Source organism: Nostoc sp. 2RC (assembly GCF_014222165.1).
Lineage (GTDB): Bacteria > Cyanobacteriota > Cyanobacteriia > Cyanobacteriales > Nostocaceae > Nostoc > Nostoc linckia.
Genome location: NZ_JACKZU010000034.1, coordinates 1 through 24,706, shown reverse-complemented (window position 1 = coordinate 24,706; position 24,706 = coordinate 1). Strand labels below are relative to the sequence as shown.

At 41.3% G+C, this 24,706-nt stretch carries 20 protein-coding genes; 2 read left to right on the top strand and 18 right to left on the bottom strand.

Going from position 1 to position 24,706, the window contains the following annotated elements:
• Positions 1–72: 72 nt before the first annotated feature.
• On the bottom strand, positions 73–1,209 hold the full coding sequence (locus GNE10_RS06355; protein ID WP_185564142.1) for an MFS transporter: 1,137 nt from the start codon (positions 1,207–1,209) through the stop codon (positions 73–75).
• Between the two features lie 127 nt (positions 1,210–1,336).
• Here GNE10_RS06355 and GNE10_RS06350 point away from each other — a divergent pair, with 127 nt between their 5' ends.
• On the top strand, positions 1,337–2,002 hold the full coding sequence (locus tag GNE10_RS06350; RefSeq protein WP_185564141.1) for a metalloregulator ArsR/SmtB family transcription factor: 666 nt from the start codon (positions 1,337–1,339) through the stop codon (positions 2,000–2,002).
• 294 nt (positions 2,003–2,296) lie between these two features.
• Here the strand turns inward: GNE10_RS06350 and GNE10_RS06345 are convergent, their stop codons facing one another.
• From GNE10_RS06345 to GNE10_RS06275, 15 genes are all read right to left on the bottom strand, one after another.
• The gene (locus GNE10_RS06345; protein ID WP_185564140.1) at positions 2,297–3,292 is read right to left on the bottom strand and encodes a DUF6687 family protein; all 996 of its coding nucleotides are present in this window, start codon (positions 3,290–3,292) and stop codon (positions 2,297–2,299) included.
• Positions 3,293–3,345: 53 nt separating this feature from the next.
• Positions 3,346–3,645, bottom strand: a complete 300-nt coding sequence (locus GNE10_RS06340; protein WP_185564139.1) for a hypothetical protein — start codon at positions 3,643–3,645, stop codon at positions 3,346–3,348.
• A gap of 359 nt (positions 3,646–4,004) precedes the next feature.
• On the bottom strand, positions 4,005–4,424 hold the full coding sequence (locus GNE10_RS06335; RefSeq protein ID WP_185564138.1) for a VOC family protein: 420 nt from the start codon (positions 4,422–4,424) through the stop codon (positions 4,005–4,007).
• Positions 4,425–4,550: 126 nt separating this feature from the next.
• The gene (locus tag GNE10_RS06330) at positions 4,551–5,723 is read right to left on the bottom strand and encodes a GuaB3 family IMP dehydrogenase-related protein (protein WP_099070011.1); all 1,173 of its coding nucleotides are present in this window, start codon (positions 5,721–5,723) and stop codon (positions 4,551–4,553) included.
• Between the two features lie 127 nt (positions 5,724–5,850).
• Positions 5,851–6,525 (bottom strand): class I SAM-dependent methyltransferase, encoded by a 675-nt coding sequence (locus tag GNE10_RS06325; protein WP_185564137.1) that lies wholly within the window; start codon positions 6,523–6,525, stop codon positions 5,851–5,853.
• A gap of 145 nt (positions 6,526–6,670) precedes the next feature.
• Positions 6,671–7,339, bottom strand: a complete 669-nt coding sequence (gene ribA / locus GNE10_RS06320) for a GTP cyclohydrolase II (protein ID WP_185564136.1) — start codon at positions 7,337–7,339, stop codon at positions 6,671–6,673.
• Positions 7,340–7,490: 151 nt separating this feature from the next.
• Complete coding sequence (gene purF / locus GNE10_RS06315) at positions 7,491–9,074, bottom strand: amidophosphoribosyltransferase (protein WP_397325007.1); 1,584 nt, start codon at positions 9,072–9,074, stop codon at positions 7,491–7,493.
• Between the two features lie 154 nt (positions 9,075–9,228).
• Positions 9,229–10,209: a methyltransferase gene (locus tag GNE10_RS06310; RefSeq protein ID WP_221642747.1), complete on the bottom strand. Its 981-nt coding sequence runs from the start codon at positions 10,207–10,209 to the stop codon at positions 9,229–9,231.
• 118 nt (positions 10,210–10,327) lie between these two features.
• Positions 10,328–11,326 carry an SUMF1/EgtB/PvdO family nonheme iron enzyme gene (locus GNE10_RS06305; protein ID WP_185564134.1) on the bottom strand — a complete coding sequence of 333 codons (999 nt, stop codon included), beginning with the start codon at positions 11,324–11,326 and terminating at the stop codon, positions 10,328–10,330.
• On the bottom strand, positions 11,323–12,663 hold the full coding sequence (gene ribD, locus GNE10_RS06300; protein WP_185564133.1) for a bifunctional diaminohydroxyphosphoribosylaminopyrimidine deaminase/5-amino-6-(5-phosphoribosylamino)uracil reductase RibD: 1,341 nt from the start codon (positions 12,661–12,663) through the stop codon (positions 11,323–11,325). The genes GNE10_RS06305 and ribD overlap by 4 nt, the downstream gene beginning before the upstream one ends.
• Before the next feature lie 13 nt (positions 12,664–12,676).
• Entirely contained in the window at positions 12,677–14,374 is a 1,698-nt protein-coding gene (locus GNE10_RS06295) for a WD40 repeat domain-containing protein (RefSeq protein WP_185564132.1), read from the bottom strand.
• Between the two features lie 114 nt (positions 14,375–14,488).
• The gene (gene guaA, locus GNE10_RS06290; protein ID WP_311774794.1) at positions 14,489–16,072 is read right to left on the bottom strand and encodes a glutamine-hydrolyzing GMP synthase; all 1,584 of its coding nucleotides are present in this window, start codon (positions 16,070–16,072) and stop codon (positions 14,489–14,491) included.
• Between the two features lie 378 nt (positions 16,073–16,450).
• Entirely contained in the window at positions 16,451–17,347 is an 897-nt protein-coding gene (locus GNE10_RS06285) for a helix-turn-helix domain-containing protein (protein WP_185564130.1), read from the bottom strand.
• A 367-nt stretch (positions 17,348–17,714) separates the two neighbouring features.
• Positions 17,715–18,800 (bottom strand): amidohydrolase family protein, encoded by a 1,086-nt coding sequence (locus GNE10_RS06280; RefSeq protein WP_185564129.1) that lies wholly within the window; start codon positions 18,798–18,800, stop codon positions 17,715–17,717.
• 203 nt (positions 18,801–19,003) lie between these two features.
• On the bottom strand, positions 19,004–21,307 hold the full coding sequence (locus GNE10_RS06275) for a TOMM precursor leader peptide-binding protein (RefSeq protein WP_185564128.1): 2,304 nt from the start codon (positions 21,305–21,307) through the stop codon (positions 19,004–19,006).
• Between the two features lie 1,239 nt (positions 21,308–22,546).
• On the opposite strand from GNE10_RS06275, the gene GNE10_RS06270 reads away from it, so the two are divergent.
• The gene (locus GNE10_RS06270) at positions 22,547–23,077 is read left to right on the top strand and encodes a DM13 domain-containing protein (RefSeq protein ID WP_185564127.1); all 531 of its coding nucleotides are present in this window, start codon (positions 22,547–22,549) and stop codon (positions 23,075–23,077) included.
• Between the two features lie 439 nt (positions 23,078–23,516).
• On the opposite strand, the gene GNE10_RS06265 is transcribed toward GNE10_RS06270, so the two are convergent.
• Positions 23,517–24,245: an ABC transporter ATP-binding protein gene (locus GNE10_RS06265; RefSeq protein ID WP_099070022.1), complete on the bottom strand. Its 729-nt coding sequence runs from the start codon at positions 24,243–24,245 to the stop codon at positions 23,517–23,519.
• Between the two features lie 173 nt (positions 24,246–24,418).
• A complete protein-coding gene (locus GNE10_RS06260; protein WP_185564126.1) occupies positions 24,419–24,646 on the bottom strand; it encodes a ferredoxin family protein in 228 nt (75 codons plus the stop codon).
• Positions 24,647–24,706: the final 60 nt, after the last annotated feature.

The following is a 24,706-nucleotide window of genomic DNA, read 5'->3' as shown; positions in this document are numbered from 1 at the left end:
ATATTTAAGTCAGACGGTGATGTGATTTATCACATCAGTAAGGGATAAAAATCTCTTGCTAATGTCTTATTTTTAAGCTAGTCGCTTTTTTTTGACTGTTTGGTAGATTCCAATTAGCAAAGCATTGCAGGCCAGAATAACTACTCCAAAACCCAAGAGTGTGTTCATGATGCCTACTCGATCCGCAAAAAAGCCAATGAGAATAATCGGTAAACCATAGCCTAAATAAGCACAGACGAAATAGCCAGAAGTTGCCCTAGCGGATTGCGAACCACTAAGTCTGACAACTTCAGCCAATCCGCCTAAGTAAGTGAACCCATAGCAAGCAGTACCAGCGATCGCCACACCTGCCAAGACCAGACTTAAGACACCTAGCCATGCTCCACATGTGAAAGTGATATAGCCAAGCACAAGAATCACACAACCTAATTGGAGTGAAACCACGGCGTCAAGACGACGGGCAAATGGTTGGACTAAAACACCAGCAATCACGAAAATAAACAACATTGGCCCCGACCAGTTAGGCAGATTATATTGCAATAACTGTGCTGGTAGAATCACACCTACAACTCCAGCAAGCGACCATGCTAATGCTATTGTTAGACCAGCAAGTACAGTACCTGCTGGAAAGCTTGGCAAGCGAAGTAGCGATCCAGAAGAAGCAGGCTGTTCTGGTAGTCTCATTGCCAAGCCTAGACATCCTAAAAGTAATATGAAGATAATCCAATAACTCAAAGGAACCAAAGAGTTTTGGAGCAACAGAGCTGCATTGGTAAACAAGGCACCACTAGAAAAACCCAAAGAAGTGGTTAAACTCACATAGGCTGCCACCTGCGACCAAGATTCCGGTATCAAAGCAGATATATATGCTGTTCCAGTTCCCGTAATCAAGCCAACTCCGATTCCCTGTAAGATACGGGTGACAAACAGCGTGTAAATGGTCGGGTGGACAATCATCAAAAACGTAGCAAGTGTAGCTGATAGCAAGCTGGCTATAATTACGGTTTTACGTCCTATGCGGTCAGAAATTCCACCAAGAAAAATCAAAGTTGGTAAGAGTCCTGCCACATACGTGGCAAAGGCTACCGATGATAATCCACTACTGTAGCCTGCATTTTTAGCGTAGATACCATACAGTGGGACTTGTAAATTTGTAGCATGAGTTACAAAAAAAAGCACCGCAGCTACAATCAATATGCGTCGATTCATAGTTAAAAATTGGGTTTGCGTTGAATTACATCAATAGAGTTTCTTGCGACTTTATAAAAATTTTTCTTTATAAAAAGTGTAAAAGATGAGGTTGACTTTGTAAAGATTTTTCTTTAATTTATTAAATATGAAGAGTGAATTAACTAATAAATCAGCAACTGTCCGTACAAGACGCGCTATTCTCAAACTACTAAAGCTAGAGGGATCGATGGACGCTCTAGCTTTAGCTTCCCGTTTGAATGTCACAGCAATGGCAGTACGCCAGCACCTGTACGCCTTGCAAGAAGAACAACTAGTGACTTACCACGAAGAGTCGCGTTCTATGGGGCGACCTGCTAAACTATGGCAGTTAACTCCTGCCGCTGATAGCCTTTTTCCAGAGCGCTATGCAGAGTTGACCCTAAGCCTGCTTAATTCTGTAAAAGAAGCATTCGGTGAAGAGGGTCTCGATCGCTTATTGGAGATCAGAACTCGCCAGCAAATCCTAGAGTACCGGGAGAAAATACCTAGTGCTGGCTCTGTTGAGCAGCGGTTAGAAGCATTAGCGGCAAAACGTACAGAAGAAGGATACATGGCTGAAATCCAATGTGACGCAGATGGATCGTTTTTATTGATTGAAAACCACTGTCCCATCTGTGCTGCTGCTGTAACTTGTACCGGGCTGTGTCGTCAAGAATTAGAAGTGTTTCAGTCAGTTCTAGGTTCTAACGCTGTTATTGAAAGAACTGAACACATTGTTACTGGCGAGAGACGCTGCGTCTATCGAGTCAGAGGATCTGAGGAGATGATTTGAGGGACATTTTTTTTGTTGGCGTTGCATAAAATCATCCCCCAAATATGGAATGCTCTTTTGTTACTTATATATGGCCGTAGTCACATTGGTTAGGACAGTGTTGATTGCCCAAAGCCTTGAATTAAGTGGGTTTTTATTCAGCAATGGCTCAGCGCCCCGCTACCCCTGACAGCATTCAGCACTTTGACATAGCTGAAATTTGACTGCCATTTTGAATTCTCCAACCTCTGCACCAGTTTCTCTGGAGATGTTCTTAAAAATAATTGCGCTCCATAGTTACTCTAAAGTTGCTATTTATGCCAGGGTAGTGGGGTTCCAAGCAACGGGAGCCAATTCTAGAAATGAACAAACTAGTGAAATAAACTGTGATTCATCAAGTTTGCTCTGTTGCTGTGATGCTAACCACATCATCGGAGCCAACTTCCATACCCCTTCATAGCACCATTTTTCACCTTCTAGTTCATTCAACAGCTCAACCAGTGCTGCGAAATCTGGCCGCAGGCGTATTGGGCGGCTACAGTATTGTACCCAACTTTCATAGCGCTGTACTACTTGATAATAGCGATCGAGGCTTATGAGGATCGTAAAGTGTCGCGCTATTTCGTGTATGACAAACTGGCTAAGACCAAAATACCTTGATTGATGTTGGTCAACCAAACGGTTAATGAGACGATCGGATAATCGAATAATACTGAGTTCCTGGTCATCATACTCTTCGACAGTAATTAAGCCACTTTTCACCATTTCCCAGGTCTGTGCGTAAGAATTTTCCTCTTCTTCCCAAAGTGGCTTGTATCTTTGTAAATTTTTACAGATTTCATCTAGCCTTAAGAGTAAGTCTTGAAACAACATTTCTGTCACACGAGCTATGGGTTGATCGAACGCTTTAGCACCCAAAGGTGAGCGATCGCGTGATGCCCAAGAATCACATAATGCAGCTAACCTTCTTGCAATGGTCGATCGTGAGTATCTAAAGTCACCCGCACGAGCTACATCTAACCACAGCCGCCAATGTTTCATGGTTTGTTCCGGGTTGACCATAGTGTAAACGGAGACTAGCGCATCCACATCAAAATGGGAAGCAGATACAACGGATACTTTAGGGTGCGGGTATCCTTGTCTTAAATAATTCATTACGATTCCGGTGGACAGATCCGATTTTAGGGAGACGGGTGTTTGGACTCCCGGCCAATGGGAGAGAACTAATTCTGTTGAAGCCGTCTCTCCACTATCAACTATGATGTGGGGAATGCCATCAAGCTTATCGAATGCAACGAAGCGGATTACCATAGTGCTACACACAGAAATTTTTAATGTTATTGCTGTGGAGTACCGCTAGGAAATTAGGCGTCGAGATTGTTGATACTGATTCTTAGCTTACCATCTGGGGTAGTGCTAAGCTTCAACTTGCGAAGAGCAACTCGGCAGTAATTCCAAGGCGACACTGAAGCAGCAAAGCATGAGGGCCCACCAATGAATTCAGCTAAATCAATCATGCCAACAAAGGCTGGGTCTAACACTGCCACTACTCTGCCTCCCATAAAATGCCAGTCTACAGATGGAAGACAGTCAGCGACTGTCTTATCCACAATGACACCTTGTGAAATCCCAGTAACTCGAAGGTTGATAAAGTCAGACGACATAGTAATAAACCTGCCTTGAAAATAGGGAGTAGGGAGTGGGGATTAGGGAAAAGAAATTTTCATTGCTCCTTTTGAGTGCAGCTCGTGGAGTCTCTTACAAAAATGATTGATGTAAAATTGGGAATTTTAAAAATCTTTGCCCTAAATAGGTTTCAGTATTAGTTTAAACGCTTTTTAGCGGCTTGCCCCAGGCATCTCTTTGCTAGAAAATAGATAAAGTCGAGATCAAAGTGTATGTGATTTTCAGATTCATTTTTGGAGATGTCTAATCTGAAGTTCCCTGTGCATTGGTACTAAAAAATTTTGTAAGCATAAATCAGTACTTTTTGCATTAGGGGAACTTCAGTCTTACGAAACGATCATTCCGGCGAGTAGATTTCAATCATTGTGCCGTCAGGGTCACGAAAATAAAGGGCGACTCTACCAGTGTTAGGAAGAGCATAAACTTCAGCAACTGGATTATTTCCATAAACTAGCGGCACTTCTAGTGAAGCTAAGTGTTCTGCCCACTCGTAAACCTTATCAGGTGTTGTTCGTAATCCTATATGAAAGTTCGGATTTTCACCAGGCCAATCACGTACTTCTTCCAAAAAGAACTCATAATCATTAAATGCTGCGACAATCTTGGTCTCGGTCATATGATACTTATAAACCAGACCCAAGACTCTTTGATAAAACTCCCAAGTAATGTCTATATCGCGCACAATAAGATTAATGTGCCTAATATCAGTTACTTTCTGTAGTTCTTTTAGCCTATTTATTGTTTGCGTTTGTACCATTTGCAAAAGCTCCTAACTCTTGAATTTTGTAATTCTTCTTATCAGTACTTTGGCAGTTTGACCACGAATTGAAGTAATTATCTTGTTCTAAGTGATAGTGTTGCATCGCATTCAGCAAACTCTATCCTAACAAGGACGCTTACCCATACCTATTTGTTGTGCTTTTTGATATAACTTTCCTTCATTTAAAAGAGAGGGAGCAATCACAACTTCAACTTGCTGCATATCCTTAATGTTTTTGGCTCCCAGTGTACCCATACTTGTTTTTAAAGCTCCCAGCAGATTATGAGTACCATCATCCAATTGCGCTGGGCCTCGGAGAATTTGTTCGCATGTACCAGTAGTGCCGACGTGAATGCGAGTACCACGGGGCAACACCGGATTAGGAGTTGCCATACCCCAGTGAAAACCCCGTCCTGGTGCTTGTGTAGATCTAGCAAAGGGTGAACCAATCATGACAGCATCTGCCCCGCAGGCGATACATTTGCAGATGTCACCACCAGTGATTAAACCGCCATCAGCGATAATTGGTATATACTTGCCAGTGTCTTCATAATAGTCATCACGAGCAGCAGCGCATTCAGCAACAGCAGTTGCTTGCGGTAAACCTACACCCAGCACGCCACGAGATGTACAAGCGGCTCCTGGGCCGATTCCCACAAGTATACCAGCTGCACCAGTCTTCATTAAATTCAAAGCGACTTCATATGTCACACAATTGCCCATAACAACAGGAATTGGCATTTCCTCACAAAACTCCGCCACATTGAGTGGCATTACTGACTCTGGTGATAAATGCGCTGTTGAAACCACCGTCGCTTGAACAAAAAACAAATCAGCTCCAGCTTTTGCTACTATCGAACCATACTTAATTGCCCCAACAGGAGTAGCACTCACTGCTGCAATGCCCCCTTGTTGTTTAATTTCCCTAATTCTCTGTTCAATTAAATCAGGCTTAATTGGCTCTGCATAAAGTTTTTGCATCAGCTGGACAAACTCAGTTTTATCTACCGAGGTGATGTGTTCTAAAATCGGGTTTGGGTCGGGATAACGAGTTTGAATGCCCTCCAGGTTAAGTACACCAAATGCTCCTAAATCAGACAGAAGGACAGCCATAGGTACATCAACTACTCCATCCATTGCACTAGCAATTATGGGAATTTCTCGCGTAATACCACCAATGCGCCAGCTAGTGTCTGTCAAACTGGGGTCTAGTGTCCTATTTCCTGGTACTAGCGCAATTTCATCAATTCCATAAGCACGGCAAGCTGTTTTGTATCCTCCGATTTGGATATTCATAGGAATTGCTACTTTTCTCCCTACTATTTTTTGAGGTTGTCAACCTAAATGCAAAGCAAGAATGATGAGAAAACACCACCATAAACAGAGATTGATAATTCATTGTTTATGGTTTTTGTAAAATGAATTAAGGCTGATTTTTTACAAGTGCTGCTAAATAATGTACTGGCAAATAATGCTCATGCCAGGGTCGATAAATTCGACGGCTATCAAGCCAGATAAAACCGTGATTTGTCAATAATTGCTGCAATTCGTTAACACTAAAAGAACGACCAATACGCCCTTCATCAAAATCGATGAAAGAACCATCAGTATTTTCGTCAAGCGGCGTAAATACTGATAACATAGCTATTCCATTTGGCTTTAATAGAGTTTTTAAGTGGGCTAAATAGGGAAAGTATAAAGATGGGTGCTGATGGTGGAAGCAACCATTATCAAATACAGCATCAAACTTCGTTTCAGGAGAGGGTTGCCAATCAGTGAACTGCGACTTCACAAAATCAATTCTATCACCCCAAGTATAACTTAAGAACTGCCAAGCTTCATGTTCATACAAATCAAGACCAGTAACAGAATGGCCTGCCTTTAGCAGAATTTCGGCATCCTTTCCTGAACCTGCGCCGATATCTAAAATGTGAGCCTTTTGGTCACCTATGCACTCCAAGAAATATACAGGGACTTCTCGCATCGCCTCTTCATATGACCAGGCGTCATTGCTTGTCTGGTAACATTGGACAAATGCTGTTTTTAAAACTTCTCTGTATTCTTCAGATGAAATTTGCGGCGGATTTTGAGTTGCCATTACTAACCCTCTAAAAGACTTGGACGTGATGAACACAGACAAAAAAAGCACTAGAATTCTAGAATTTGATACTTGTTTAACTCTGCAAGTTAGTTTTTGCTACAGAGCTAGATGCTAATAATCGGGTTTGGATATCAAACCATAGCTATAATCCTCGATCGAGGTTAATTTTATGACCTGCACGCAAAACTTTTGCTTTCAGGTAAAACTGATTGTGTGGATTAGAAAACACGCTTGTGGATACCATTCCCTGCACATCAATGCCAAACTGTCTTAACTGTTCCGCTTTATCTGGATTGTTGGACAACAGATTAATCTTGTTAACGCCAAGTGCATGTAGCATTTGAACAGCACACCGATAGTCACGCATATCGAGGGGGAAGTCAAGCCGATGGTTTGCTTCGTATGTGTCAATGCCTTTATCTTGTAGGATATAAGCATCAAGTTTGTTGTAGAGACCAATGCCTCGTCCTTCCTGTCTCAGATAGAGTATGATTCCAGATTCCTTAGATAGCCTGAGCATTGCTTCCTTTAGTTGAGGCCCACAATCGCACCTTGCTGACCCGAAAACATCACCTGTGAGACATTCAGAATGCAGCCTAACTAATGGTGCTTCACTATTGCGCCATTTACCTACACAAATCGCAATGTGTTCTTTCCCATCACAAAGATCGTTAAATGAAACAAATTCTCCAATATATTCTTCTACTCCTGAGAAAGATATTGGAATTTGGACGCGCTGTCTGATAGTAGCTTTTGTTAAGATATTCTCAGAAACATCTAATCCAAGGTAACGGGAGCCAACTATATCCATACTCACCTTTATGAAAGAGTACAAAGAAGTAAAAAACACCTGTATTGAATACCCTTTGGGCAATATCTGACTAGCAGAAATTTCAGACAAAGAAAGTAACAGTTAGTAGTACTTGCACGTATGACAAAACTTATGCAAGTATGCCAATTTTTCAAGTTCTAATTAAGCTGACACCAAAATGTTCGCTCAATGTGCCAGTAGGATAAGTTCTTGTCTTTGCTAGGTTTTCTAATGTTAATTTAGAACGTTTCAGTGGTTCAGCAACGGGAACTGGATAATCGCCAGTAAAACAAGCCGAACAAAAACTAGCCTTATGTTCTCGCGTCTCTTCCAGCATTCCTTGGTAACTTAGATAGCTTAGAGAGTCCACTTCAATTTGTTGACTAATCTCCTCTACTGACTTGGTTGCAGCGATCAGCTGGTCTTGACTATCGGTATCGATGCCATAGAAGCAGGGATAAGTTACTGGAGGCGAGGAAATTCGCATATGTACTTCCACTACACCTGTTTGGCGTAATAGTTTAACCAGTTTCTGGCTAGTCGTTCCTCGGACAATTGAATCATCCACAATCACCACTCGCTTACCGAATAGCATATCTTTGAGGGAATTGAGTTTCATACGGATACCTAATTCACGCATAGATTGCGTAGGCTCGATAAAAGTACGTCCGACATAGCGATTTTTAATCAGTCCTTCTGTGTAACGGATGCCAGAAAATTGTGAAAAACCAATAGCCGCAGGAATACCCGAATCAGGAACACCAATGACAATATCGGCATCAGCAGGAGATTCTTTAGCCAGTCGTTGCCCTAAGCGGAGCCGATAACTGTACAAACTCTCGTTGTGCATGATGCTATCAGGGCGAGAGAAGTAAATCATCTCAAAGATACACAACTTCCGTTGCGATTTTTGACTCCAGAAATAAGAAGCTAAACCTTCTTCGGTAATCCAAACTAATTCACCCGGTTGCACATCTCGCAGATATTTCGCTCCAATGATGTCTAAAGCACAGGTTTCAGAGGCAAGAACATAACGGACTGGATGATTCCCCAAAGTGCCAATGACGAGAGGACGAATGCCGTTGGGGTCGCGAACACCCATGACACCAACAGGAGTGCCAATGACTAAACTAAAAGCTCCTTGGCAACGGTGAAATGCTTTGATTGAAGCTTCTAAGCAATCTGCACCAGCGTTGATTTCTTCAGCGATCGCTAAAGCTATCATTTCTGAATCACTTGTAGTCACCAAGTTGCAATTGTTCTTAAGCAACTCATCTCGCAATTGTAAAGTATTGACTAAGTTACCATTATGTGCAACAGCCAATGGAAATAGGTGGCTATACACAACAACTGGTTGAGCATTGGCTTGGTTATTAGAGCCTGTAGTTGAGTAACGAGTGTGACCTATGGCTATACTACCAGGTAGATCTTTGAAAATTGATTCGTTAAAAACTTGAGACACTAAACCTACATCTTTATATAGATGTAATTGCTCACCATCAAATGTAGCAATGCCAGCTGATTCTTGCCCCCGGTGTTGGAGAGCGTACAATCCAAAGTACGTTAGTTTGGCAACGTCTTCTCCTGGTGCATAGATGCCAAAAACACCACAAGCCTCTACTTGTTTGTCAAAATCGTCTAATTTACCACAGTCCCCACGCCAATCACCAGATTTAGTCAGGTTCAGATCGAAGAATTGCAAATTTGCACGGTTAGCGGTATGGTTGGGCATCATCATTATTTTGCTGTTCCAAATCAATCAGTGGATGTCCTGGCGCTATTAATTTAGATTGTTACTGCATCATCTTCATTATGGAATTGTGCTGCTTGCTGCTGAATTCATCCTACAAATATGCAACGCCCAATTTTCAAAAGTCAAATTCACAAGTCTACTTCCGTTGTCCGATAATCAAGACGTACTTTCCGCCTTTAGTTCCAACTCTGCCAAAATTCCTCACTTCAACATTGAAACCAATGTTTTCCATCTGGTCAACGAGCCATGGAGTCGGATGCAATTGACCATGTGCAGTATTCATCATCATGTAAAAAGAAAAACCTGCTGCTGCTGCGGGTGTGACGCAATCTCTATCCATATATATTGTTGTAATCAGGAGTGTACCACCCTTGCGAAGAACTCCGGCTACTTGTGATAAAATCTGAACCACTGTCTCTTGCTCGAAATAATGCAGACAGTCATTGAGCATCGCTATGTCAGCTTTCACACCTTCATATGAAGATGCTTTGCTGATATCAGCTTCTCGAAACTCAATCTGGTTTTCTACACCATAATCGGCAAAGACATGTTGAGCTGCTTCACGTGCAGTTGCAAAATCCCAAACCTGCCCAGTGATATGTGGATTGTATTTAGCGATCGCTGACAGATACGTACCATGACCACCAGCAAGATCGAGAATATACTTCTCGCCTTCCATTTCCGGCAGTGCAACGATGCTGGCGATGTTTTCCTTTGACAGTTGTAACATTGCCTGATTGAATGCATCGTTAGCATGTGGGTCTTTCTTGAGTTTTAGTTCTTGCTGACCCTCGATGGGTTCCTCAGAAGAAATAACTTCACCAATCTTGCTCCACAACTGCCATTGTAACCGTTGATGTTCTATTAAAGCTCCCACATAACCTGGCCCATCCTTGGTTAAAACTCGATTTGTCGATGGAGTATTGGAGTATTTATCGTCGCTTTTCACGACTACACTGAGTGAAGTTAGTACATTCAGAAGAAGTGTTGTTTTCCGCAACAACCAGCCTTTTGATTGTGAGATTGTTTCTGCTGTGACTGGCTCTTTTAGGAGTTCAAAAAGTCCTGAGGTGTTGGCAAATTGCAATATAGCAGACTCTTGAAAAGAGTCACTCATGCTGATAATGTCACTAGCTGTCAAATCAATTGAATTGTGGGAATTTACAACCATTGTTCTTGGCTCCTTAAAATTTAAATCACAATTAACGAAGTATGTCAACAATTTCCTTATGACCTTAGACTGTTTCTGCCAATCTAAATCCCATAATGTAGATATCTTTCGGAAACCAGCCGTGCCGACGTTTGCAACGCGCTAAATCACGAAATCGGGTAAAACTCCCTCCCCTAGCAATGCGGTAAGAAGAACCTACAGTCTGCATCAGATCGTCCTCAATTTTTTTAGATCCAGGGTATGCCCAGTAATTATCACAGACGTATTCCTCAACATTTCCAGCTAAGTCTGATACACCAAAAATTGAATTACCTTTGGGATAAATACCAACAGGAGTAGTTGAGAGAATGCCACTTTCTACGGTGTTAGCGCGATCGTCTAAATATTCCTCACCCCAGGGAAACTCAAGACTTGCCGATCCCCCAGCAGCATACTCCCATTCGATTTCCGAAGGTAATCTGAATTGCCTATTTGTTTTGTTACTTAACCACTGTGCATATGCATCAGCAGACTCCGGTGAAACCGTATATACAGGATGGTTGGCACGTGTCATAGGAAAGCAACCAAACTGCCATGATGTGGGTATATGTGGGTGTTGAGTATCCTTAAGAAAGGCTAAGTACTCAACATTTGTTACTGGATACTTAGCTATCTTAAATGATTGAACAGTTGTCTCAAACTGAGGTGCTTCTTTCTCTATCCAAGAAGGAATAACTCCAAGATCGCGGTACATCTCAGCAACTTCAGAAACACGTGCCCAACTTAAACCGATCTTGGCTCGATCGCCTGGTATGAATATCATACTAGGTTCAAAAACTTGAATCCTGGGATCTCCAAGAAGTGCCAACATTGTACCCGCTGCATAACGTGTTTTAAAGGGCACTTTTGAATTTTCAGCCATACTTGCAAGCTCAGTAACTTTGAGTCTGCGAACATACTCAAAGTCTAGCTGTTCAGTTTCAGTGACCCCAGACACATAATGCTCTGGTAGCCCCATTGCCTTGCGAGCAGAAATAATATTAATTTGAGATGCATCAATTGACACTTTAGTAGGAATACTCATGGAAAAATATTTCTCCGAACTAATTCTTCTGCCAAATATTGGGGAATAAATTCCATACAAATGTCGTTGCCTAAACGATTCTGAGCAACCAATTTATATTGGCTGGCTAAAGACAATTTTCCTCCTGCATACTTTGACGAAGTAAAGGCCGTTTCCTCTAAAGATAAACTCAGAGGATTCATAATTCTATTTGCAACTCCTCCTATCAAAATTGGTGCTATAAAAACATGACAAATATCGAGTAGATTTGCAGCGAGCAACTGTGTGAGTAATTTGGAACCCCCCTCCACCAGAATACTTTGTAACGGTTTTCCAAAATGCCTCTTAACAACTTCTGAGTTCAGGTAATCTACGATTTTTTCCCAAAAATAATCCTCTTCTTTGAAGGTTAGAAAAAGAATGTGTTCAGACTCTTTGAGAGACTCAGCCCAGGAATTCTGAGGTGAGACTAAAAATTTCTCTTGAGTAAAAATAATCAGAGGTGTAGATGATGCTAAAAACTTTTCAGAAAGCTGTTTTTGAATATGTTCTGAGCAATTTAGCAATCTCCCTTTTGGGTCAAACACAATCTTCATGGGCTGGCGATTGATCGGCTGGGAACACGATCTCACAGACAGCTCTGGTATATCACGTAAAACAGTTCCTGCTCCAACTAAAATTGCGTCATACTTTTGTCTTAACCAGTGAGTGTAAGCTCTAGATGAGGAACCTGAAATCCACTTGGAAGTAAATTCATCATCTGCTAGATGTCCGTCGAGGGTCTGGGCCCATTTTCCAGCAAAAATGGGTCTGTTCAAAAGTTGTGACATGATGAAGTTGTAGTTCCAAGCCATTGCTTCAGATGCACAAAGACCCAGACAGACTTCAATTCCTTTATCTTTGAGTAGTCTAATTCCATCCCAGTTAACAAGGGGATTAGGATCGGCTAAAGCAACTACACAGCGTGCAATACCACTTTCTATAAGAGTTTGTGTACAGGGAGGTTGCTTACCGAAGTGAGAACACGGCTCTAGTGTAACGTAAGCACATGCTCCTTGTAATAGAGATTTGTCGCTGATACTTTCAATAGCAACTCTCTCTGCATGTTTACCTCCGAAAGCCAATGTCGAACCCCGCGCTATTTCAACACCGTTACGTACTATGACACAGCCCACTGCTGGATTGGGATTGGCAATACCTACGCTATTCATTGATGTTAGAAGAGCTTGCTCCATCCAATAGCGATCGTTGCGTTCTTTCTCCGGTATCCATGGGGTGACTTCATTGCTCAACTCTGGAGGGACAGTTTTTGAGAGAACCCCACCAAAAGAAAATCCCTCTGTTAGCCTAAAAGACATATATCTCCTCCTATTAGCTTTGTGAGGGTACAGAAATCTTATAGACTTTGCCATCGTATGAACTTGCAAGAAACTGATTCTTGATAGAGTCAAATGCTAGAGAAGAAATTCCCGCAGTCGTTGGTCTCTCCACGATAATCCAATCTCTAGAAGTTACACAGTAAATTGCAATCCGCCCGTTATAGCTTGCAGTTGCTAGGTAGTGACCTTCTTTCGAGCTGGCAATACATTTAATGGAATGAGTGTGAGGAGTTGCAATCTTCTCAATCTCGAATTCTTTCCAAATTCTTAGGTGCAGGTCTCTACTTATACTTGCAAACTGATTATCGGGTAGAAATGCACAACCATTGGCAATCTTATTGTGTGCTTGCTCAACGTATTTCAAACAACTGAAATCGTCTATTGAGTGAAATGCTGCCGATGTATCAGCACAAACAGAAAAGATAGTATCTTTGGAACATGCAATACCCTTGATCGCGTTTTTGTGTAGCTTGATTTCATCCACAAAGAAAATATTTCTCGAACTATCTTGCTTAAAAACTAAGCCTTCACCTGTGTAAGTACCAACGATCAGGTGTATGGCTCCATCTTTGTAGAAAGTTGCGCCACAATTGAGGGGCGATCGATGCTGATAAAGTACTTTACCCGACAATGCATCAAATATTTGTCCAGACTGTCCTCCAGAAACGACTGTAGCCCCAAATTGAGTCAAAAAGTTGCACAAGCTACCAAGTTCTGTGAGTTTATTACCGTCTTGGAAGATAATACCAGCATCACCAACTGCAAGGTATCCATCCCCGTATGGGGTAACTGCGTTCAAACCAGATGTAGGATTAATACTTTTCAAATCCCAGGTACCGCTTTTGTAATTGTATACAGCATAGCTAGTACCAAAAGTCCCAAAAACGATTTGAGAATCTCCGATAAAAGTACAGGAGCGAGGCCAAACAATTTGCGGAAGATTTGCTGAGGCTTTCAATTCTAAAGAACCATCAGTAGTTACCTGCCAAATTTTCAGAGTTCTGTCATAGCTTAGGCTTGCTAGGGCTTGTCGTTCTGAATTATATGCCAATCGCTTAATCCCAGCGTTATGAGCTTTGACATATTTTTTTTCTGGATCGCCAATAATGATGATCTCTCCCTCATCATTACCTGCATAAATAATTCCCTCTCTGGATATGGCAATTGTATCAGTCTCTACACCGTCTAGATCGTAATTTTCAAGAAGGTCACCAGTTTCTGCATTCCAACGCTTAACAGTACCATCATCACTGCTGGAAATAACTTCATTGCGATTATTAAGCCATTCCACTGAAATGACATCAGCTGTATGTCCTTCGAGTCTATGCTTAAGCCTTCCTTCGACATCGTAAATCCTAACAAACTTATCTCGTGAAGCAGTGGCAACAAGTTTGCTTTGGTGATTTATGACAGTCATTTCAACGTCATCTCGCTGATCGGCAAAAACAGCAAGTAATTTTAGAGTAGGAATTTCCCAAAGTCTGGCAGTGTAGTCGCTACTGGAACTTACCAAATACTTTCCACATGAACTGAAACTACACTGGTTAGCCAAGTGATCGTGAACAGCTTTTGCTATGCATTGCTTGTTTTTTGGGTTCCAAAGAAGAAGAAAATTGTCATATCCCGCCGTAGCAACATAATCAGACTTATATGCCGCGATTCCACTTATGGGACTTGCATGTTCAATCATAGCTATCATCCTTGTTAATTATTGAAGTTTCAAATTTGATACTCTAAGCACAAAATTTATCCCTTTTGTGTAACTCTGCTTTGAGTTATATAACCTCAAAAATTCCCTCCAATCCTATTCCCACTCAATTGTGCCAGGCGGTTTTGAAGTAATGTCGTAAACCACTCGGTTAACACCTTTAACTTCATTCACAATCCTGTTAGATATAACTTCCAGTAAGTTGTAAGGTACACGCGCCCAATCAGCGGTCATACCATCTTCACTGGTAACAATTCGCAGAACTATGGGGTGAGCATAGGTACGTCGATCGCCCATGACACCAACACTACGAATTGGTAGCAATACTGCAAAGGCTTGCCAGCATTCGTTGTATAAGCCGTGTTTGTTAATTTCTTGACGCACAATTAAATCGGCATCGCGCAAAATGTTTAATCGTTCAGCAGTGACTTCGCCTATGATGCGGATTGCCAAACCAGGGCCAGGGAAAGGTTGACGCTGGACAATTTCTTCTGGCAAACCAAGAGAACGTCCAACTTTGCGAACTTCATCCTTGAACAGTTTACGCAATGGTTCTACAAGTTTGAATCGCAGGTCTTTAGGCAAGCCACCGACGTTGTGGTGGCTTTTGATTTTCATTGCTACCCGTTCTCCCGTTTGCGGGTCAACATTGGTATCAGCAGATTCGATAACATCTGGATAAAGCGTACCTTGAGCTAGATAGTCAAATGGGCCAAGGCGTTTGGATACTTCTTCAAATACATGGATGAACTCGTGTCCGATAATGCGGCGCTTTTTTTCCGGCTCAGTGACCCCAGCCAGAGCGCTGAGGAAGTGAGCGCCGGCATCTACATACTCTACAGGAATGTGAAACTGCTCTTTGAAAAGCTTGAGCAACCGCTCTGGCTCATGCTTACGCATAAATCCTTGGTCGATAAATACGCAAGTAAGCTGATTGCCTATGGCTTTATGCATTAAAAATGCCAGGGCGGAAGAATCTACTCCTCCAGAAAGCGCCAATAGTACCTGTTCGTTACCAACTCTACCACGAATTTCCCGAATTGCTTCTTCAACAAAAGCAGTAGTTGTCCAAGTAGGTTTGCATTCACAGATGTGATGTACAAAATTACTGATGAGGGAAAGACCACCAACGGAATGAGCAACTTCTGGATGAAACTGCACCCCGTAGAGTTTCTTTTCGTGATTGGCAATGGCAGCATATGGAGTATTTTCTGTATGTGCCAATAATTCAAAGCCGGATGGCATTTGAATTACTGAGTCGCCGTGGCTCATCCACATGGTTGTGCCATTTTCTATGTCAGTTAGTAAGTTTGTGAAATCATCTATATGCAGTGAAGCCTTACCATATTCACCTCGTTGAGTTTTTGCTACTTCTCCACCTAGTTGCTGCACCATCAAGTGCATACCGTAGCACACACCTAGAATTGGAATTTCTAAATCCCAAATTTTGGGATCGCATTGGGGAACATCATCTTCATATATAGAATTGGGCCCACCAGAAAGAATAATCCCCTTGGGGCTTAGTTGACGTATCACATCAGCATTAGTGCAGTATGACAGGACTTCAGAATAAACCTCGACTTCACGAACTCGACGAGCAATCAGTTCGGAATATTGAGAGCCAAAGTCAAGAATAACTATTATCTGACGGTTTAATTCTTCAGCGAGTGTATTTGAGATTTGTTGAAAAGAAGTTGGAGATAATTGTTCAGTCTTCACAAGTATTAGTAATGCCCTAAGTTACAAAATGAATGTGTAAACTAATAGACTTATGGAAAATTTCCAACCCGCTCCACATTTGGCTTTGCTGGTTGTTAAAATAAAGCCAGAGTTAACGAAATAATTAGGGGATGAGATAGTTGCTGATGGAAACCATCTATAAAAATTTTTAAGCTAATTCATAATCAACCTTTAATAAGCACAAAACACTAAGCTCTTAATTCTTGTGCTTTGCTTACTAGGAAATCATGATAGTCTTAAGTGCTGTAATTAATTTAAGTATGCAATATCTTCGGAATCAGTGTCTTGCAAATTTCTCTAATTTTGAGCAAAATTCTACTAACTTTTGAGGAATGTTTTGGGACTGGTTCCAACGAGACGTTTAAAGTGCTGGCTGAAATGACTCTGATGGGAAAAACCGAGGTGATAGGAGATATCTGCAATACTCAGTTCACCTTCACGTAGCAACTGCTTGGCGCGAGCTATGCGGTACCGAAGCACGTATTGATGAGGCGCGAGTCCGGTTGATTGTTTGAATAAGGCTGAGAAATAATTTGGACTTACCTGAGCGATCGCAGCTAACTGAGCCACGGTTAAATCTTGACCGAGATGATGATGGATGTACTCGATTACTTCTCGCAGCTTACTTTTCGGTAAACCACTCTCAGAAATTGACAGAATACGTTTTTGGGCAGAATAATGCTGCAATAAATGTGCGGTTAATGCAATCGCTAAGGAATCTACATACAAACGACTGCCTATTCCATTGGATTCTAGTTCGGCTTTGAGGGCTAACCCAATACTGTAAATCAATGGATCGGGATGACTCAGAGTCGGTAATAGTTCAACTTCATCGATATCAGTTGATTTACCAATGTGCTGTGCAAATAGATCCGATTCAAAAATCAGTACAATAAAACTGTGTTCTGTACCCCAATATGCCCCATTTTGTGTATTTGCAGGAATAATAGTAATTGTCCCTGGGATTACTTGGCTGGATTGAGATAGTTCTCCTACCCATTCAAGTTTCGGTGTTGGTAGGGGATAATGATGAACAATTATACGATGCTGCTTAGAATAATGTCCGGATATTTCCTGTGGTGGCTGGTGGTGATATTGAAGGTAAAGCCCATCCCAATTGGCTGTATAACTAGAGAGCACAGCTTTATGTGGGTAAAGCATCTGAGTATTTTCTTCCCTAGCAAAATCAATTACCAACGGCTTTTTAGCCTCCATACTACGCAATCCTCACTAGGCAGTAACTCCGTACTTCAGTGTAATCAAAACTAGCTTTACCAGACTATCCTCCTCAAGAGAGAGCTTGATACCATCCTTGATAACTCCCAGTTTGCCCCAGAGCGAACGCATCTAAATATTGATGCACAAAACGAAAGAAGAGGCTTGGAGGTGTAACCGTAAATCATCAGTAACAAAAAGAACTCGCTATTTAGAAGAAAGTAGGGATACCAGGGCAAATGCATCTCAGTATAGTACATATATGCTAAACAAAGGATAAAGGTAGCGATCGCCGGGTGACATATAGGTAAGGATTCAAGCTTTGATGATAAGGTCATTGTTTAGTGTTAACAAAACAAGAAAAATTTTAAGCAAAACCGTAAAAACGCTGGGGATTATCCCAAGCAATCTTTTGCACTGTTTCTTGAGATAACTGCATCTCAAGGTCTATCAGTTTGTTCACAATGTCCGGCTGATGATCCATGTGAGGATAATCAGAGCCGAAGATTAAGTTATCTGAACCGATGTATTCGATAATTTGAGGCAAGTAAGGTTCCGAAGGTTCAATGGCGACAAAACACTGTCGGTAGAAATACTCTGATGGCTTGATTTTAACTTGATTTCTGACTTCCCAATGTAAATTTTTGTACTCTTCATCTAGTCGCCAAAGCCAGTAAGGAAGCCAGCCGCAACCAGACTCTAGAAAACCCACTCTTAAGCGGGGGTGACGTTCTAGCACTCCGCCTTCAATCAAGGCTAACAATGCCATCATCTGTTCCATCGGATGAGAACAAGCGTGCATGGCAAAACGAGTATGAAATCTATCTGCACCTGTGGTGGGTAAGCGGCTATGAGTGGCTTCATGAATACCGACTGCTATGTCTAAATCTTCGCAGGCTGACCAAAATGGCTCATAAGCAGGATCGCTTAATAGTCTTCCTTTAACCGGGTTAGGGCGTAAAAAGACAGATTTCCAGCCAAAATTAGCTATGCGATGTAATTCCGACACCATTTGCTCTGGTGCATGAAAATTAATTGCTCCTACTCCTTTCAATTTGTCTGGAGCATAACTACAAAATTCTTCGTATAACCAAGTGTTGTAGACATGGGTGAAGGCTCCCACGACTTGTTTTGGCATACTATCAATAGCAAAAAGCCACAGCCCAATAGTTGGATAAATAAAGGCTATATCAATTCCCATCTCCAACATTGCTTGCAGGTGAGATTCTACATCGTAGCGACGAAAATAAGCATGGGGATGAGCCTGTATCATTTGCCTATTTCCCTCTTCTCGTACTTGTGAAGATATTTTTTGTGTAATGTCTTCCCCTTGAACTTTCATGTCTAGTGAGGGTGCAAAGTCCCTAAATTCCGGGGCGAGGTACTTGGCCCATATCTGCGGAGGCTCTATGACATGGGAATCAGCATCAATAATTTTATATCCATGTAGCATATACCATTTTAGATTTTAGATTTTGGATTTTGGATTGGGAATTGGTTTGTGTGTTTGGGTTGGAGTCAATTTATCTGTTGCATTCTTTTTTGAAATTGGTAATAGTTAAATCTATAGAGTTTGTGATAGTAAGGCAGTCATATAAGATTCCTATTTGATTGGGTGAAAAATTCCGTAGCTATTTTCTATTGCTTAAATGTAAATTACATCCACATGGGATAGGGGTTGAGTTGTTCTTCTGTCAGAGGCTTTTGCAACCAACCCATTTTTACAGGAATGTCATAAAGCCTTCCTGAATCTAACCGTTTCCACATATGGCGCATTCCTGGCACAATTACTTTAGCTACTCTCAGTCCAACATCGGGACGAGTTTGATCGAGAACGAGCATTTCTAGACCATTTTTTTCTAGGATTTGTTGGCAAAGTTTGACATCTTCTAAGAGGTCGTCACTTGCAAGTTGGGGATAATCTGTATAGACTTTGGGGAGACTTCGATCGTCAGGAAGCAAATAAGGTTGATTTGTTAAAGTTGCAGATTTCCACCATTCTAGAGCTAGGGAATCCGCAGATGGAGGATATTGGGTACTACCATCTGCTTTAGCCAATAAAACATTAGGCAGAATTTGGTTAACCTCTGTTAAAGCTCGACTAATAGCAAGCTTCGGGTCAAAATGGGCACCATAACCTAAGACAATATCTTCTAGTTGTCGATTTGTTCTGCGACTAATAGCTGCAAAAGTAGGAATGTTAAGGTCATTAGTAATATCTAACACCCACAATTCCCTATCAATTGCTTGGTAATATTTTTTCAAGCTTTGAAAATAAGGCTCATCAAAACTATCTAAATCTACCTGAGATTTTTGCAGACGATTATACCACCACAATGCTACACAATCCCGTTCAACTAATTCCATAAATCCTTGGAGAATAGCTTCTTCGAGGGTATTACCTGCGGCACAGCCATTGGAGTCCGCCCAACAGTCCGGTTGGTAGGATTGGGGATAGCCATAATAACAGTAAGCTGTGGGTAAATATTTGAATTCTTGGTGGGTTAAAGACCAAACTGGTGTCCAATCAATTTCTCTTTCCATATCAAAAGGTTCTGGGACTTTTTGAAACCAACCTTGACACTCAGCATTCCATTGGTGGCGATACTCGTATTGCTGTTGACTGAAGTTCATACAAGCATTAGGATGAATGGCGCGATCGCCAAGCTTTTGGTAACTATTTTTATATATAATTTCATCTCCCTGAAATACCCCCGAATAACGCTCCATCGCTTCACATAAACCGCTAGCCATTGCTTGGATATCAGTCTTACCTTTTCCTGCACTTCTACCCCCGATGTTTTGCCGTAAGCTGTTTAAATCGTCAAAAATATTGTTAAAATGATGCTTCGCTATATAAGTATGAGTTAAGCCATTCCCTGGTATTTTGCTCAGTTCTCGGACAACGCCCGTAATGGGGCTGATATGATGTTGATATTTTCTTATAGTTTCTTGTGGTGAACAATACCGATGTCCTCCGTCTGTAGTAAAAGTTTTCTGACGGTGTTCTAAAACAACGGGTAGGGGTTTGTTTTCCAATTCATTAACTATATGTTTACAGCTGGGACATTGGGGACGCTTCACAAGGATGTGGTCTTGGTTTTGCAGATTCAGGGTATCGTAGGTTACTAAAGTTCCTTCTAATCGGGGATTTTCTCCTTGGACAATCCACTTAAAAACTTCTGTAGCTGCCATTCCTAGTGCAGTTTGCACTGTTGAAGTTAAGAATCCTAAAGGAGGGGATAAGGAAATTTGCTTATGCCTTTGGATAAAAGTCTCAACAGGTCGATTATCTCGCAAACGTTGTGCCAGACATTGCCAACACCCGGTTTTGTGGGGATGAAATACAGGCCCTATCCAAATGATTGTTCCCAAGGGGTTCACTAGCATCCAGGGAGATGCAGACTTTAATGCTTGTTGATTAAATTCATCTAGTTGGGGGTCTAGGTAATCGTCAGTTAAGAATACTGTGAAATCTGCGTTATCAGCTACTTGGATATTTAGAGATTTCAGGATAGCGATGAAGTCTTCGGTAGGAAGTCCTTTAGTAGCTTTGACTGCAACTTTAGTTAACTGCAACCGTCGGAGAGCCACAGCAGGATTAATATTAAGATGATTGCAGAAAATGGCTAAGTGCGATCGCACTGCATCGTCTTGTTCAACTAGATAACCCTGTTGTTCCATTTGGAATAGGATTTGTTGGGTCTTGATACTGATATCAAGAACACTCTGAAAAAAGTCGGCTGTTTGCTGAGAAAATTGTTGTTCTTGCAGTAGTTCCAATTGAATGAACTCGATAATTTCGTCAACACTCAAATGACTATCTTGTATTAAAGAAGCTACACGACAAGACAAGCGATCGCTCAACAAAACTGTTGCTCTTTCAGATAAGATAAATACTTGCTCTGGCTCTATGGTTGCAACAGAGTAACAAGGCTTGAAATTGGGTTTGTTAAGCATCAGATTTTATGTATGCATTTTCTACGCCATCAGTAATAGTCAGATTTGCCAAACAAGAGTTTTCGGCGTTCGTGATTCATAAAGATAAATTAGCCCCACGCATTCGCCTTTAGGCGTTCCCGGTTTCTTAGACACAAAGAAAAATAAGCATAATCTTGTAATTTCATCTTCTGATTCAGAAATACCAATTTTTTACTATGTTGGACAAATATTTTGGTTTATATTTCTCCCTCGACGAAAAATGTTTCATATTTTTAAGTGAAATTTTCCCGCAACATGTCTGCAATTTGACTGCATTTTCGATATTATGGTTGCGATCGCAGCAATAGAGCATAGTGTTTTAGAAAACATCATGATGTTGATATTACCAGGATTGATCGACTTACAGTCGTAGGTAAAATTAAATAAATGTGAAGTTTTTAACCCTTTATTAACTGTATTTCAGTTCGTCGCAATGACAATATCGACGTTACGTCCCACCAGTACCTGTAATCGTATGGAATGGGACAAAAACATTTGAATTTAGGACTTACGCACACTCTACGAACTCTTGGCGTTCTTGGCGTCTTGGCAGTAGCCTTCGGTAAGCCGTTGACGCTCCTTCGTCGCTACCGCTTCGCCAACCCGTCTACGTTAAATCAAGCTTTTTGGTAATTTTTGCGTAAGTCCTAAAATTATAGGATATTGCCATGATTTTCACCATTACCTAAATGTTATGTCAATTGAAAATACTATTCATCAGAGCAAGATGGTACGAATAAAAGGTGATATCATGTCCGTTTAAAGACTTACCATTCAGACGGATACGGAGAGTTTTTTGATAAGTGATTAGGCAATACGGTTCGGTTAAAGAGAAAAGGGGAAAGGTTTCAAATACATCCAAATCCCCTTACCCTTTAACCTTTTCCCAGACCACAAGGGAAGTTCATACTGCTTATCCGAACCGTATTGAGTGATTAGGCAGACATGAGATGAAACTCCTTGTTTTACAGGCATTTTGATTTTTTTGATTTTTGTTTGTTACATCTAGAAAACTATTTTACAGATATTGTTTATAGTATTTTTGCTTTTTTACATCAATAGTTGAGTTAAATTCAGGACTTTTCAAATTCAGTTAAATTCAGTTAAATTCAGGTATACATAAGAAGATATTTTAAAATTATTATCAATTACCAATAAAAATGTTGAAAATTCAAGCCAAAAGCTATATTACTAATTGATGTCTTGAGTATTGAATTCATGAAAATTAAACATTTGTTAATTCTCAGTTTATTTTCTTTTAACGTAGCTAGCTGTACCACAGAAGTATCAAACAAAGAGGTTAGTCAAACTCCTGGGGATGTGAATGCGTCTGTTTTGCCATCTTCAACTCAGACCAAACCTTTAGCACAATCAGGGCAATCTCAAAATTCAACCGCCATCGAGTCAGGTAAGTTTGTTTCCGGAGAACATGCTACTCAAGGAACAGTCCGGATTAATAACAAAGATGGTAAATCATTTCTAGAATTCGATCGCTCCTTTAAGACATCTGAATCAGGGCCAGATTTGGTAGTAGTTTTGCATCGTTCAGATAACGTTATCAATTCAACTAAACCCCCATCTTATCCCTTAAAAAATGGAGACTATATTGTTATTGCTCCTTTACAAAAATATAGTGGGGCACAAGCTTATTCCATTCCTCAAAACATCAATTTAGCTGACTATAAATCTGTAGCTATTTGGTGTCGCAAGTTTAACGCTACTTTCGGCGCTGCCAATTTGAGTTCGTAAATATTTAGGGATTTGCAAGTAAAAAATATTCTATAGGAGACTGTTGACTGTTGACTGTGAACCGTCAACAGAGGGGAGTCGGGAGTTCATTGGTGTCAACTTAACGTAAAATCCTTGTAATAACGTTAGAGCAAACTTACTCAATTACTAATACCAATTTGAAAAATGATTGCGACAGATGTATAGCCAAAAGTGATTACTACTAACTGTTTCACAATCCAAAATCTAAAATCTAAAATCCAAAATGGTATAACTAATCGAGAGTCACCCCACCCCGGCTTTGTTAACGCAAAACCTCCCCTCCCCGCGCGCGGGGAGGGGATTGAGGGGTGGGGTAAAACGGCTGTGGGAGAAGCGTTTAAGCTGAAGTTGACACCAATGGTCAAAGTTACGACCCTACTACCTACTCCCGCCCCGAAACTCCTGGATTCTGCTACATTTAATGTCTTTTACCTGCTCCCAGATAAAGTTCGCCAACTTTCGGGTCATTTAATAATTCTTGACCGGGGCCGGAGATAGCATCGCGTCCAGATTCTAGTACATATCCCCGATGAGCCATTTCTAAGGCCTTGCGGGCATTTTGTTCTACTAATACGATGGCAGTACCGGTTTGATTAATTTGTTTAATCTGCTCAAAAACTTGTGTTACTAAGATTGGTGATAAAGCAGCAGAAGGTTCATCCAAAATTAGCAAACTAGGTTCCAACATCAAAGCTTTGCCCATCGCTAGCATCTGGCGTTCGCCTCCAGATAAAGTACCAGCGCGTTGATTGCGGCGATCGCTCAGTCTCGGAAACATAGTAAATATTTTATCTTTGAGTGGTTTCAAAGGAACATTGAGGACAAAAGCACCCATCTCCAAGTTTTCTTCGATACTAAGGGAGGGGAAAACATTAACTATTTGCGGTACGTAGCACATTCCCCGTTGGACAATTTGGTTCGACTTTAGCCCCACAATGTTTTCACCTTTAAAGGTAATTGTGCCAGTGTGAGGGATTAAAAGCCCAAAAATTGTTTTTGCCAAAGTAGATTTACCAGCACCATTAGGGCCAATTACTGTTACCAATTCCCCTGGTGCAACGTTAAAATTCACGCCTTGGAGGATATCTACATCTTTGATATATCCGGCGTGGACGTTTTGAACTTCCAGTAAATAGTCATTTGTCATGTGTCGTTTGTGATTCGTCATTTGTCCTCTCTTACAAAGTTCCTATCGCTGGAAGCCAGCGCTCAACGCCACTTGCTTTCCGACGCAAGGCGACAGGAACGCAGTGGCTGGACTTTGCGCTTTGTCAGTGGTCATTGGCAAAAAACAACTGACAACTGACCACTGACTATGAACTATTCCGGAGTTTTTTGCAACTCCGGTCGTTCTTCTGGAAGAATTGCTCCTTCCACTGGGCAAACTTGGAGACATATACCACAGTCAATGCAGGTGGCAAAGTCAATCCAGTACCAATCGGTTCCCTTAACATTTTTCCCTGGCCCTTCATGAATGCAAGCTACCGGACAGGCACCTACGCAGTCAGCTACACCTTCACAGACTTCTGTAACAATTGTGTGCGGCATATTCTCGATTCCCTCTCTTCTGTATCGGCTATTTCTAGACTAGCAGGGGAGGGGGAAGGG

What these genes read in the sequence shown, in the direction of transcription:
- purF (WP_397325007.1), bottom strand. Translation starts at nt 9,074, where the DNA reads ATGATGCCCAACCATACCGCTAACCGTGCAAATTTGCAATTCTTCGAT.
- GNE10_RS06275 (WP_185564128.1), bottom strand. Translation starts at nt 21,307, where the DNA reads ATGCTTAACAAACCCAATTTCAAGCCTTGTTACTCTGTTGCAACCATA.
- GNE10_RS06270 (WP_185564127.1), top strand. Translation starts at nt 22,547, where the DNA reads ATGAAAATTAAACATTTGTTAATTCTCAGTTTATTTTCTTTTAACGTA.
- GNE10_RS06340 (WP_185564139.1), bottom strand. Translation starts at nt 3,645, where the DNA reads ATGTCGTCTGACTTTATCAACCTTCGAGTTACTGGGATTTCACAAGGT.
- ribD (WP_185564133.1), bottom strand. Translation starts at nt 12,663, where the DNA reads ATGTCTTTTAGGCTAACAGAGGGATTTTCTTTTGGTGGGGTTCTCTCA.
- GNE10_RS06260 (WP_185564126.1), bottom strand. Translation starts at nt 24,646, where the DNA reads ATGCCGCACACAATTGTTACAGAAGTCTGTGAAGGTGTAGCTGACTGC.
- GNE10_RS06335 (WP_185564138.1), bottom strand. Translation starts at nt 4,424, where the DNA reads ATGGTACAAACGCAAACAATAAATAGGCTAAAAGAACTACAGAAAGTA.
- GNE10_RS06310 (WP_221642747.1), bottom strand. Translation starts at nt 10,209, where the DNA reads ATGAGTGACTCTTTTCAAGAGTCTGCTATATTGCAATTTGCCAACACC.
- GNE10_RS06265 (WP_099070022.1), bottom strand. Translation starts at nt 24,245, where the DNA reads ATGACAAATGACTATTTACTGGAAGTTCAAAACGTCCACGCCGGATAT.
- ribA (WP_185564136.1), bottom strand. Translation starts at nt 7,339, where the DNA reads ATGGATATAGTTGGCTCCCGTTACCTTGGATTAGATGTTTCTGAGAAT.
- GNE10_RS06325 (WP_185564137.1), bottom strand. Translation starts at nt 6,525, where the DNA reads ATGGCAACTCAAAATCCGCCGCAAATTTCATCTGAAGAATACAGAGAA.
- GNE10_RS06355 (WP_185564142.1), bottom strand. Translation starts at nt 1,209, where the DNA reads ATGAATCGACGCATATTGATTGTAGCTGCGGTGCTTTTTTTTGTAACT.
- GNE10_RS06305 (WP_185564134.1), bottom strand. Translation starts at nt 11,326, where the DNA reads ATGAGTATTCCTACTAAAGTGTCAATTGATGCATCTCAAATTAATATT.
- GNE10_RS06350 (WP_185564141.1), top strand. Translation starts at nt 1,337, where the DNA reads ATGAAGAGTGAATTAACTAATAAATCAGCAACTGTCCGTACAAGACGC.
- GNE10_RS06285 (WP_185564130.1), bottom strand. Translation starts at nt 17,347, where the DNA reads ATGGAGGCTAAAAAGCCGTTGGTAATTGATTTTGCTAGGGAAGAAAAT.
- GNE10_RS06345 (WP_185564140.1), bottom strand. Translation starts at nt 3,292, where the DNA reads ATGGTAATCCGCTTCGTTGCATTCGATAAGCTTGATGGCATTCCCCAC.
- GNE10_RS06330 (WP_099070011.1), bottom strand. Translation starts at nt 5,723, where the DNA reads ATGAATATCCAAATCGGAGGATACAAAACAGCTTGCCGTGCTTATGGA.
- GNE10_RS06295 (WP_185564132.1), bottom strand. Translation starts at nt 14,374, where the DNA reads ATGATTGAACATGCAAGTCCCATAAGTGGAATCGCGGCATATAAGTCT.
- GNE10_RS06280 (WP_185564129.1), bottom strand. Translation starts at nt 18,800, where the DNA reads ATGCTACATGGATATAAAATTATTGATGCTGATTCCCATGTCATAGAG.